Consider the following 13,604-nt stretch of genomic DNA (forward strand, 5'->3'; position numbering starts at 1 on the left):
TGCCTGCACGGTGGTAGTAGTGGTCGTTGATCAGTTGCAATGCGCCGTCTTCGGTGTTGATGCGACCAGCAGTACCGCCCACTTGCACCACTTCCATGCTTTGGAAGTTGCTGTTAGTCAAGGTAATGGTACCTTTCGCTGCGGTGTTGGCACCAATACCAGTGGTGATACGTAAGGTATCCACACCTGCACCACCGACGATTAAGTCACCTGAAACCCATTCAGCTTTACCGTCGTCCACTTTAGAGGTTGTACCTTGTGTACCGCTACCGAAGCCACCAACAACAAAAACGTCATCGCCTGTACCGCCGTAGAGTTTATCGGCACCACCGTGACCAATTAACAAGTCATTACCACCGTTACCGTAGTACACGTCATTGCCTAAACGCATGGTGGCATTATCCACACCTTCGCTGCCGTAGACGGTTTCGCTGTTGTTGGAACCATCAATGCGTACATAGCTATCGACTGTGCTGTTGGTTTGCGCATCGTAGATGGCATCGATGTTGTGGAATAAATCGGCTACGGTGTAGTCGTCTAATTGGAAGTCGCCGCCAGTGTAGGTAGCTTCATAGGTAAGGTCACCAATCTCTTGAATTGGCGCACCGAACTCATCCAAAACTGGGTTGCCATCCACGTCTACCACGTAGATTGGATTGCCGAATTCATCAAATAACAGGCCTTGACCAGTCACAATATTAGGATTCGAAAACACAACATCTGCGTAATCAACCAACACTGTCACAGATTCTTTTGGGCCGCCGGCAACACCGAAGAATTGCACGCCTGGGTTTAAGAAACCTAAGTCTAGCGATTCACCGTTGTTGGTGATTTGTTCACCAGACAAGACGATGTTTTTACCGCTAGCCACTTCAATGCGCTCAATGCCTGTGAAAGCTAAGGATTCAGAGAAGTCACCTGATTGAGTGAATTCTAATGTGTCCACCGCATTGTAACCACCGATGGTGGTGGCAAATGAGCTCAATGCTGCTGAGCCTGGGCGGGTGACTAAGTTTAGGCGAACGTCGGTTTCAATGAGTTGCGCTTGAGCGAGAGAAATTATGTCAACACGTTCTCCAGTTACTGAATCTAACGCAGTAAGTGCTCCTGTGTCTTCATCTGCTTCTAATTCAGTATAAAGTGCTTCATCACCTGCATTGTCGAATTCTGAAACGCCGCCCACAATTGTGGTTAAATTTACAAACTCAGCACCAATTCTGAAAGTGTCATTACCATCTGCACCAACTAGACTATCATCACTGCCAACGAGGTATAAATCACCCACAACGGTTTCATCGCCTGCTGAACTTCCACCACCTTCAATATAGTCTTGACCATCACCACCATCAAGGATGTCATCACCTTCGCCAGCGCCAATAAAATCATTGCCTACACCACCTAAAATGAGATCATTGCCTAAACCAGAGAAAATATAGTCATCGCCGTCACCACCTAGTACGACATTAGTACCGTCACCAGCAAGAATAACATCATCGCCTAGTCCGCCTAAAATGAGATCATTTCCTGAACCAGTCGCGATGAAATCATTTCCAGTTCCACCATCAATCAAGTTATTACCAATATCAGTAACGCCATCGCCAGTTGAAATCGAGTCATCACCATCACCACCTAAGAGTACATCGTTTCCAAGGCCACCAATGAGGGTGTCGTTGCCGCCTAAACCATCAATAATATCGTTGCCTGCGCTACCGTCAATTATATTATCCAAATCATTTCCAGTAATATCATCCGCGCTTGTGGTGCCAGTGTAGTCCGTCTCTGTTGCATTAAATATTTTTTTTGCCATTTTATTGCTCCGAATTAAGTTAGTTATATTTAAAACATATTTGTTTATTAAATGTGCTTGTGTAATATCACCTTAGCTAAAGAAGACTTATGCTTGCCCTAGCTAAGTGCGACTCATTAATATGGAACTGCTGGTGCAGGTGTTGCTGTGCCACCAGGTGGTACAAAACCTGTTACGCTAACACTGGTAAATCGATTTGGGTTTCCAGCAGCACTAGCTTCTTGGTAAGTTTGACGCAAGCGGATTGCATTTGCCACAGCTACAGGTGCGGCTGAACTACAAGTCGAATGAATATAGTTCATATGTGAAGATGCTGCAGGTGTCATTGTGTCAGCATCCAACCAATTAACATCAGTGGTCAACTCGACCCAGTTAGTATTGATTGAAGCAGATTGCTGTGCCGCAGTTGGGTTATCTGTAGCAGGATTTGGTAGCGTATCTAGGCCGTTAATCGCACCAGTGAATGCTGGCGTCGTAAGTGGTCTGGGTACATAACCCTTACCTGTTGCAGAGTTGTATAAAAGGCTACCGCGGTGTTGTACTGAGGTGTATGTGCGTCCTGCGCGGAATGTCACTTCACCAGTAGCAGATGTCGTCGCATACGCTACTGCAACTGGTCTGGTACCAAAGCCGCCACGTACAATGCTATTTACTTCAAAGTAGTCATTGCCAGGCAATACATTATAATCGGTGCTATTTAGTGTCACTTTTGTACCATAAATGCATTCTGTTTTTGCTGCATTACGCCACACAGCATCTAACACAGTACCAATATTTTTTGCAACATTACCGGTATAGGTGTTATTCACGGTAACTTGACGTACCGCACTCGTGACAAGTGTAAAGCCCGTAGCGGGTGAAGCTAAATCATTTGCTGGTGCAGGAAGAATCGCACCAAAAGTATAAGCGTTACCAGTCGCTGGATTGATGGTAGCGCTAGAACCAAAGTTACCGCTGGTATTAAGTAAAATAAAAGCAGATGTTCCACCAGGCTGTTGTGCGATACCAGTTGTAATTGGCGCAACAGTAAAGCCTGTCAAAGGTAAATTAACGAACCCAGCTGGGGCAGCTAATACTTGAGCAGTAGCCAAGCCTAAAGCGCCGATAACGGCAAATTTAATTGTTAAGTTTCTCAATTCTCACTCCTGTTATAGAATAAGCAGGCATTTGTGGCTGCCTGCTTCACCAATTCACCACAATCCTTTAGTCCCTCGTAAGTACTAACTAGGTTGCGGTTAAATTCTTATTGGGGCGGTCGCAAATGCCCCTGTGAGTCTTTATTGCGTTTTCGCCATGCTGTCTTCCCGCACTATCAGCCAGCGGCCATTTCTATTTGCTAAATCTACAATTTTTCTGACAGAGATTTGTTTCGCATCCGCACCCACGCTTTGCGTAAATATTGCCAATGCTTGGTCACCATTGGGTTCTATGGTTAGGTGCGAAATCTTAATAGCAGGATTATCTTCATTGCTTAATTCAAACTTGCGTTTACGCTCCCACTGTTGGCGCGTGCTGCCATCGGGCGTTTCAAAGTCGGCGGCATAGCTGTTAAAGTAAGATTCTAAGTTCTTATTGCTTAGCGCCGTTGCCCAGGTTTTTAGAGTGCTATCAATGGCTTTTTGCTTTTCAGCATCCACTGGGTTGGTCGCGCTCACCACTAATTCCGCCTGCATGGCTTTTTGTATTTCGGCAATATCTTGCTCGGTCGCGTTTACTTTTTGCTCTGCATTCGTTTTTGTGGCCACTGTTGCCAGTTTGGCTTTCGCCTCTTTTCTGTAGTTTGGTGCTTGGTCAAAGTCATAGCGCAAGTTCAGGCTCATGGTTTGGCCAAAGTATTTTTCACGAATAGTCGCGTCGTAACTGGTTAGAAAGGTGATTTGGTCATTTTCATCTTCCCCTGTTAAGCGCAAACTGCCGCCTAACATAAAGTCATCGCGCACGGGGTTTAAGCCCGGGCTGGTAAAGCTTTTACCTCCAGCGGCAAAACGTGCAACACTGTCTTGCGCGAGGTTACCAAATTCATGGCGATACAGACCGTGCAATTCCAGTTCTGCGCCCCAGTCCAACTGCTGCCAAGAATAGATGGCTTTTCCACCTAAGCCAGAACGAATAGAGTCGAAACTGCGACTTTCTATAGCCAAGTTGATAGGTGAACTTTGTTCTGCGTAGCTATTGAGTATCGGAGTTAGTGTAATAGGGTCATATACGGGTAATAACTCTTTACCATTCTCACTATAGCCACTTTCTTTAATGTGGCTGTAATCTAAGCCTGCCATCGGCACAAAGGTAACATTGTCGTTATACATCAGCGGCCAACCTGCAGCTAATCGGCTTGAGAATTGCCAGCTATCATGCTGTCCTGTGGCCGTGTGCGTGGTTAAATGTCGGTGAGTATCATAGGTATTGCGACCTACACCCACAGCGGCATTTAAGTAAAAATCCTCCCAATTCCGGCTACCATAAACAGTAGCTAAATAACTGTTGGTATCAATACGGTTATTGGTGGTGTTGCTACTGTTGGTAATGTTGCCTCTTGCGTAGCTAAAGGCAAGCCCAAGGCTGGCATTGCCGTTATACACATCCAATTCACGGTCTGCACCCATGGCGATTCCTGCGGCAGACACGCTATAACCATCGGCTTGATCGAAACCTTCCTGCGAGCCTCTATCGCCAAACCCTTGCACCCAAATACCTTTACCATTAGTCAGGGTATTGTCAGTGATCGCGCTTGTGTCTTTTGCATCGTTTTTAGCTTTAGCTAAATAACTATTCAGCAAACGGTTATCCAGCATGCCAAATACCCGGTCTGTATTGCTTAAGACTAAACGTAGTGCACCGTCGTTGGTTTCGGGGCGTAATCGCTCAGCAGCACTGACTAAGTCTTGGCCATGCAAGGCTAATAGCTCGGCTTGCAAAGCGCCTTGCAAACCGTTGCCCATGGGTGAAAATGCTGCATCCAGAGCGTTATATGCTGCCGTGGTCAGCAGAGGTCTGATTAAAGCTGGGACACTCAAATCGGCTACCAGTATTAATTCGCCATTAGTTTCGCTTACCGACCAGGTAATCCAACCTGAGGTGTCGGTTTGCTGTACAGTGGCAGGGCTTAATGCATTTACATGTGTTGCGATGACAAATTTTTGCCCATCAAACACCTGAGTGTTGGTCTCTACTGACGGGACTATGGTCACGCTGTTGCTAAACGTTGCCGTCCCTAATGTATCCAGTTTGCCATAGACAACTTGATTGAGGTCGTATTTGCCAATCAGTGTGCTGATCTGGCTGCCGGACCAAAGGGTATCGCCGCCTACGGATAAAGTGGTTTTCCCCAAATTAATATTACCTGCGGCGCTAAGATTGCCACTGATGGAGATAAGATTGCTATTACTATAACTATTAAGACCTACAGTTAATGTCCCTGTGCCAGTATTGAGATTGGCTGCGGTGACGTCCCCACTCAATGCCACACCGCTTGTATTCAGGGTGACATCCCCCACTACACTGAGTAAGCCCAAGTTAGTGCTATTGCCAATTATATTTAAACTGCTGAGGCCGCTAATGCTCCCCAGGCCGCAGGCGGCCTGACAGTCCATATTCATAATATTGGTGCCTAAACCATTGGCCGAAATGGTGGGTGTGCCCCCTCCACTTGTGTATGTGTAGTTAATTGTATTGACTGCCCCTGCCACATCATTGAGGTTAATGCTGGAAACAGAGCCGCTGGTATTAGTGAGTGTAAAGGTACGTGCTCCTGCAGCTAGAAGTGGGTCCGTGTCACTTTGGTCTACCGTAATGCCAGTAATAAATCCTGTGTTGATAATTTCGTGGGCGCCCGTACCTAAAATGATGTTGCCGCCTATAGTGCCCGCATTGTTAATCTGGCTATTTCTTACGCCTACATCGCTTGCCGTGTAAGTAATCGCCAAACTTGGATCTGCCGCCAGTGCCCCGGTGAGAAGTGGATTACGGTCGACTGCCAAAATATCGCCACCAATGGTCGCATTTGGTAGCAGATTAATCGTGGTGAGGCCGTTACCAAAACTTGCAACGCTAGGAAAAGAAGCACCATCCTGCACAGTTAAATCTAGCGAGGCGGCGTTGGTGTAAACCCCATATGAAAACTCGCCTGCAGAGTTATACACTTGACCAAACGTATTGATAGTCAGTGATGACGTGCTATTAATGGCACTAATGTTAGCGGCAATGCCAACTTCTACACCGTTGTTGGTTAGTGTATTCGTCAACGCATCGAAACCCCACAATGCAGGGTCAAAGGCGCGGACAGGTAGCCCGTCAATATCGTACAGTGTATCAAGCGAAATAAGGCTATCCGCGTTGTTGTTGATGGTGACTGGGTTGGTGCCAGTCACTGTGATGTTGCTCAATGGGCCGACAGTGGTGGAGGTATTGCTTAATGTGGATTGGGTGACATTGATATCGGTCGTGTTGTTGTTAAGGGTGGCGCTACCGCCACTGCTGTCCAGTATCACGGTGCCTGTGAGCGTGGTATCCGTATTGTCCGAAGTGCCTGTGCAGGTAAACGTGGTGTCGCCGTTATCGGTACAAGCTGCCTGAGCGTTGACGATGCTAGCCAGTAAAGCCAAGGCCAGTAATACATTGGCGTGTAAGCGGTTAGTTTTAGGTGTGAATAGCGTGTTCATTATTTTGCCTCCACAACTGAATTGAGTGTGTTGCTTAAGTTAAGCGCAGTATTAATTTTGCTCGCCTTTACTTTGTTGCGCTTGGGCGGTGGGTCGGTTAAAAAGCCGCTCTGCCGTTTGCTTGGATTAGCAAGCGTTTGGTTACTAACTGGCATATCATGTTCACTTACAATTTGCCATTGGCCATGTTTTTGCTGGAAGGTGAGAATTTTACGCACATGCTCCTGCTTGTCGCTGTGCTTAAGCGTTTGCGTAAAAACTGCCACCATTGTGGTATCTTCGGCGGCCACCACCACTTTACTGATTTGCACAGACTTCACGTCAGCCGTCACAAACTGCATTTTTTGCAATTCAGCCCAGTGGTTATGGCTCTGCCCAGCGGGGGTAAAACTATCTGCATAAAGGCTAAGGTAGGTTTCGGCATTTTTGTCTAACTGAGCCTGATGCCATTGCTCAACGGCCGCAGTGACTTCTTGTTTTGCGCTGATTGTTGCCGCTTTTACTTGTTGCAATACAGGCAACGCCTTGATTTTATCCAGCTGCTTAACGAGCGCCAGCTCTGCCGAAGTTGGCATGTTGCTGGCAGCATCTAAGGTTCTATCGGGTTCTATAAAGCTTGTAGCGGCTGCTGGTGGTACAGCTTTTTTTGCCGCATCAAAATCGTAGCTTACTGAGAGCCACACGCCACGTGGTGCACCCGGTGAGATGAATTGCGAAGGGATCCATTCACCTGAGTTATAGTTAAAGCCACCCGGGCCAATGGCACCAAAAGTAGAAGGCGCAAATGGGTTAATGCCAAGCCGTCCAGCAGTGTAATATTTCTTATCCAGCACGTTGTTCATCAGTGCACTAAATGCCCAGCCACCACCAAAGTCATAACGCGCATTCATATTAAGTACGGCATAGCCTGGGGCTTTGCCAGCATAAAAGTTATCGGGTAGTTTCCTAGGGACAATACCTAAACTTGGGACTTCTACGCCAACAATGGGACCTGGGCCAGGCGTATGTGCATTATTCTCGTTACCACGTAAAAATGAATCACTATGCCCGACAATACTGGTATTGACTTTAAACTTAGGACTTACTTTATAACCCCAGTTAAAGTTAATGTTGTTAAATGGCACCCCAGGCATCACGTTGCCTGGGCTTACGGTGATCATTTGATAAGTTGGTGTATTTATTACATAGTTTCTGCTACTGTTATTGGGGCTAAGCATTTTAAAACTGGATTGAAAAGTGGCTTCCGTCAGAGAGTAGTTAATTCTAAAGTCAGATTTGCCATACTCACCTGCCAAGCCAAACTCAATACCTTGACGGCGCGTATCACCGATACTTTGGAAGAAATTTAGCTCGGGGGTGAGTGAAGTCATATAAATATCATCACGCAGGTCGGTACGGTAAGCACTGACGTTCCATTCTAAGAATTCGCTAAATTTGCCACGGGCACCCACTTCCACAGTTTGTGCTTTGACTTGCGGCAAGTAGGGGTCGCCAGATAGGGCGCTAGGCAAAGAGCAGCCACGACCTTCTGCAATACTACGGGGTACTAAACTGCCGTGGTGACGAGGATCGTCTACCAAAGTGGCATCATATGCACAACCCAACTCCACTACCGATGGAGCGCGTGTACCTTGACTCCAATTGGTATAAAGATTTAGGTTGGGCTTGGCCTGCCAAGTAGCGCCGATGGCGGGATTAAATGAGCGATAGGTGAATTTTTCGGTAGCGGCTACGTCGAGTGTAGCAAATCGCTTAATATCCGTTAAGTAATTAGCGGGGATAGGTTTACTTAAATCAAACGGGCAATTTGATAAATTATCGCCAGGGCAAGTGATCCCCGCTTGCCATAAAGCAAGAAATTGATTGGTAAGTGTTGGGTAAACAAGATCTATGTTTCTCGCGGTTGGTGCAAGGGTATTGCGCACATCGGTAAGATTGTAGCGCCCAGAAAACGATAGATTTAGGGTTTGTATAGGTGACCAGGTTTCACTGGCATATAGGCTTTTGGTGGTCGTAGTGCCAGAAAAATCGTTAATCGGAATGTCATGTTGTGCCGCATAAAACTCATCTCCCAATTGGTTGGGGTCGCTATACACGTTACGATTATCATCAAGTAGCGCAAGGCGTTGTGTGCCTTTATAACTTGCTTTAGCTTGATCGATCGATGCACCTAACATTACTTTATGCTGGTCTAAGTTAAAGTTAACTTGCAGTCCGCCACCAAGTGATGTTTGCTGAATGTCCGATTTAGTGATAATTGCAGTGGGTGTACCTTCCACAACGCCCGTGCCTGTGAACCCAGAAGATCCATCATTAAATCCATCGCGAGGTATTTGGCCATCTCTTGATAGTAATAAACCGCCTTGGCCAAGCCCACCAGTGCCTAATGCTGAGCATGATGCAAAGTTAGGTGGAGTTTTAGCAAGAATATGCATTGTATGGCCAGTAATAGGGTCATCATAGGTTATGCCCCCTTGTTGGGGATCAAGGAAATGTATATTGTCAATACTATAACTATTTAAACTTGGTACACTTGAACCTCCATTAGGGTTTACTAAATACGACATGACAGGCGATATGCCAAATGCCTCTTTTAACGCTGTCTGCATCGCAGGCGGTAGCGTGCCGTTATATGCCCTCCCCGTTACAAGACTTAAGTCATCAAAACCGTAATATGCACCTGAAAGCCCGTCTCCTGCTCCAGATTGATAGCGAGGCCAGTTGGCGTCATCTACCAAAACATAATCAGGTACGCCATCCTTGTCATGGTCAGTGTAGGCACAAGTAGGTGTTTCACCTGGATCAGTTTTTCTAGTTTTATATAGGGTATTTTTTCTACTTGTTCCCTGAAACGTATCAGCGCTAACAATGTCACCAGTACTCGAGTAACGGTCACTCTGGCGATGATAGGCCATACCCGTAATATTGACCTTATCATTCAGATCAAATGCGCCCGCAATTTGAAACTGTAGCAACTTATTTTTGGTTTCATCGGGTGAAGTAAATACTGCGGCGGCATCTTCACGGTACAGTTCTTGTGGCACCGTGCCGTTACCCACCAACTTATTCACAACGCCTAAGGTTGAGAAGCTAAGCGAGGTGCGCTCACCTTGCCACTCTAATTTACCAAAGGCTTGGTTAACTTTTGAGGGTGAATTTTTACGCCAGCCGTCCTCCATAAACAGATTCACCGCACCAAACGCGGCATAGTTGCCGCCATCCCAACTATCTTGTTCTTTGTTGGCGTTGTTCCAGCCGCCTGAAGCTTGCAACTGTTTACGCCCATAAGAGCCACCAAGAATTTCTGCCGAAAAGCCAGGCGAAGTAAAACCACTCTTGGTCTTCATAGACAGCGCGCCACCCAGAGTGTTAAGCCCAAATAGAGGATTAGAGCCTGGGAATAAATCAAAGCCGCCCAGTGCGTTCATGGGTAGCATGTCCCAATTGACAATATCGCCAAACGGTTCATTCACGCGTATGCCATCAAAAAACACTGAGAGCCCTTGCGGCGAGCCAATTTGTGGCGATGCCGTAAAGCCACGATAGGTTACGTCCATTTGAAATGGGTTGCCTTGGTAGTCATTGACATTGACAGATTGCAGTTTTGAATTGAGCAAATCAGACAAGCTGAGCGAATGCGCCTCTTTAATTTCTTTCGCTGAAATGCTTTGAATATTGCCTGGGATTTGTTCTTTAGTTAGCGCTAAGCCTGGCATTGGGCCAATATCTTTAAAGCGTTTGGCACGGACTTTAACGGAATTCAGTTTAATATCAATAGGCGCGCCATCTGAGGTTTTAGGTTTTACATTGGCTTTGGCAGCATCACTGACGCCTTGCAGGTTAGCGTCAGTGGCTTCTGCAGCGAGTAAGGTTGCTTTATTAATCGTATAGCCATCTACCGCTGAAGGTAGCTTGGCTGCGGCTTGCGCGGTGCTGGCTTGGGCGGTGTTGGATTCTTCAGTGGTTTGTTGCTCGCTCACTACCGCTACCCCCTCAGCCCCGGCTCTTTCCCCTGAAGGGAGAGTGAGGTTATCTGCTGCGAATGCATGGCTGGCACATAACGTTAAAAGCACCCAAGACAAAGGCTTGAGTGCAAATGGAGGTTGATGATGCAATACAGCGAAAGGGCGAGACGGTTGCTTAACTGTATTCATGAAACTTCCTCAAGGATGGATGAAAAAAACGTAATAAAATGACACACAAAACCATCAAGCAATATGCACCAAAAAATCATTGTTGGCGATGCCAAAAGTTCCCTCATAGAGTAGGAAAATTTCCTGACTTTTAGGGGTGGCTGAACTTGTAGCTTTTGATGAAGATTTTATGGTTCAATTTGAGCAAAATAAGCAGGCATCGTGGCTGCCTGTAGGCCAATTCACCACAACTTGTTAGCGCCTAGTCAGTACTAAGTGGGTTGCGGTTGAATTCAGTTAAAAGACAGTTCACGGTGCCCCTGCCATTTGTATTCGTCATTCCAATTTTCTTTTGTTATTCCAATTCCCTCTCCCCAACCCTCTCCCGCAAGCGGGCGAGGAGGGTTGAATCCTCTCGCCCTTTGGGAGAGAGTTAGAGAGAGTGCAGCTATTTTCTCGGGTCAAACTGCCAATTCAAGCTGAACCAAACACCCCGTGGCGCACTTGGTGCAATAAAGTTAGTGCTTAGCCAATCATTCGAGTTGTGGTTGTAGCCACTAATATCACGTTGACCTTGTATCACTGGGGAGAACGGATTTCGCCCCAAACGCCCAGCACTAAAATACTCTTTATCAAACAAGTTGGTCACTAACATGCTGGCTGTCCACTCGTTATTAAATTTATAACTGGTCTGGAAGTTAAAGGTGGCATAGCCTGGCACTTTTCCCGGGTTATTAGTGGGTTGGCGTGTGGTGGTAAAGTTCTGTGATATTCCCGTTGCTGGGTCAGTTATTGAATAGTGCACCTCTCGCGCCACACCTTTTTTATGCTCATTATTCTCATTGCCACGTAAGAAGCTCTCAGAGTGAGCTACGGCGGTGAGTCCGACTGTCCACTTAGGCGTAAGGTCATAGCTGACGTTGGCATTTAGGTTATGGAGTGATACCCCAGGCATGCGACTACCATCTTTTACTGTGATGAGATAGCCGACATCATCACCAATGATAGCTTGCACGCCGCTACTGTTGTCGGCGCTGGCCATTTTAAAGGTTTCTTCAAAGGTGGCATCGGTTAACGCATAGTTAAGTTTAAAGCGTGCCTTACCAAGGGTGCCGCCAAAGCCGGCCTCAATGCCTTGACGGCGCGTATCGCCGATCGTGTCAAAAAAGTCTCGCCCCGGTGCAAGACTGACTAAATAAATATCGTCGCGCAAATCGGTGCGATAAGCGCCAAGATTCCATTCGACATTGTCTAGCCCCAAGGCTTTATTCACTGTACCGCGCAGGCCAATATCATAGGTAGTGGCCTTGATTTGCGGCAGATAAGGGTCACCTGAGAGTGCGCTAGGTAGCGAACAAGTGCGGCCGGGGCCATACACGCTCTCGGTACCATCTGGGTTTTTTCTGCGTCCCAACGCACAACCCAGCTCAATCACGCTTGGCGTGCGGGTGCCTTGCGCCACATTACCAAAGATATTTAAATTGGGTGTAGCTTGCCATGTGGCGCCTAGTGAAGGGTTGAGTGAATAATAGGAATACTGTTCAGTTTTTGGTTTGTTCAATAGGTGAGAAAGGTCAGGTTTGCGGTAGCCAGTTGGTACGCCATTGCAATTGCCATTGGGGCAGATACCAACATCATCAGGGTAAGCTGGGTAGGCATGTAAAGGGGTGTCATAAAGTGACGCGCTTTCACGCACGGCCAAGGTGTTTTTTACTTTGGTTTGGTTGTAGCGCAAAGCGCCTGTCAAATGCACAGTTTCTATTGGGCTCCAGGTTTCACTGGCGTAAATGCTTTTGGTAAGTGAGGTGCCTTCAAAATCGTTATTGCGTATCTCGCCGCCCTCGTTGGCGGCAATGTAGGCATCTAAGGCTTGTTGTGGGTCAAAATAGGCATTGCGCTTGGCATCCAAAAAACCTAAACGTTGCGTAGTGTTGTAGTCGGCACTGGCAGAATCAATTGAAATGCCAACCATGAATTTATGGTGTTCTAAATTCCAGTTAAGTTGTACAGCACCACCTTTCACCAGTTGGTCAATGTCATTTTCGGTAATTACTGCCGTTGGTACGCCCTCAATTACTGTGCCGGCACCGTAAGCATCAAAAGCCCCATCTACAACTTTAAATCCACCTGTAGTTGGATTATCAACGGTAGCAGGTTCGAAATCAAGGTAGCCAGGGCTACTCCCTGACTGAGTTTGATATACTGTATTGCCATTGGCATCGGTGCGTGTACGAGCTTCAATGCATTTCTCAAGATTTAGAGCACGCTTTGTCAACAACAGGCTCTTACTGTAAGTGCCGTCATCTTTGTTTAGGGTGTAATAATATTCCCTAGAAGTTGTAGCTAGTGGACCCAGTTCACCTAGGCCTGGGCCCAAAATTCCCGAACCTAGGTAGCCATATTCTGCGTCTCCATTCGGGATAGGGTCTGGGCTAAAATTATTTATCCTGTCTTGCTCTGCTTGTGGGACTGAGGCTGCAGAAACATAGTAGTTCTTAAAAAAATTAAAACGTTCCTGAACATAATTACCATAATACTCAGGTAGTTTTTGGTTGAGCGAATTTTGAATAAGCGACATGTCAAAAGAGCCGTTGAGTTGGGCATCCACTATAAATTTAACCTGAGGATTGCTGTTATATTCATTTACCAACGCGACATAATCAGCATAGAGAGGATCATCCGGTAATGTGGTTGGTAAATCTCTAACTGCATCGGCATAGACGAATTCGTTGGCTATTCCTGAGCTGTCAACTGCAGGTAGCGTTACTAAGTAATAATCAGGTATGCCATACAGATTTCGATTTTGGCCATTAGTGGTGCTTTCGTATAGGCAGGTTAGTTGATCGCCAGAAGAGATTTTTTTTGGGGCGAAAACATTATCTCCATCGCTAAACTCTGTATAAACATCTGACCCGACACTATGCCGTTTGCTATTACGGTTATACACCTGCCCAGTAATATTGAAGTTATCATTCACCTGAAACGCCCCACTTAGCTGAAACTGAA

5 protein-coding genes are annotated in these 13,604 nt (G+C 46.5%); all 5 read right to left on the reverse strand.

The features are described from left to right. Positions 1-1,807 (reverse strand): calcium-binding protein (locus tag HOO90_RS03105; protein WP_292839362.1); only part of this gene is annotated, 1,807 nt, incomplete at its 3' end. Between the two features lie 116 nt (positions 1,808-1,923). Continuing rightward, positions 1,924-2,943, reverse strand: coding sequence for a hypothetical protein (locus HOO90_RS03110; protein WP_292839364.1), 1,020 nt, complete (start codon positions 2,941-2,943; stop codon positions 1,924-1,926). 141 nt (positions 2,944-3,084) lie between these two features. Then, entirely contained in the window at positions 3,085-6,465 is a 3,381-nt protein-coding gene (locus HOO90_RS03115; protein WP_292839366.1) for an autotransporter outer membrane beta-barrel domain-containing protein, read from the reverse strand. Next, positions 6,465-10,619 carry a TonB-dependent receptor gene (locus HOO90_RS03120; RefSeq protein WP_292839368.1) on the reverse strand — a complete coding sequence of 1,385 codons (4,155 nt, stop codon included), beginning with the start codon at positions 10,617-10,619 and terminating at the stop codon, positions 6,465-6,467. The genes HOO90_RS03115 and HOO90_RS03120 overlap by 1 nt, the downstream gene beginning before the upstream one ends. Before the next feature lie 427 nt (positions 10,620-11,046). Beyond that, a partial coding sequence (locus HOO90_RS03125; RefSeq protein WP_292839370.1) for a TonB-dependent receptor occupies positions 11,047-13,604 on the reverse strand: 2,558 nt, incomplete at its 5' end.

Origin of the sequence: Methylotenera sp. (assembly GCF_013141425.1) — a bacterium.
Classification (GTDB): Bacteria; Pseudomonadota; Gammaproteobacteria; order Burkholderiales; family Methylophilaceae; genus Methylotenera.

Excerpts from the sequence above, each read along its gene's own strand:
- HOO90_RS03115 (WP_292839366.1), bottom strand. The coding sequence starts at position 6,465 with ATGAACACGCTATTCACACCTAAAACTAACCGCTTACACGCCAATGTA.
- HOO90_RS03120 (WP_292839368.1), bottom strand. The coding sequence starts at position 10,619 with ATGAATACAGTTAAGCAACCGTCTCGCCCTTTCGCTGTATTGCATCAT.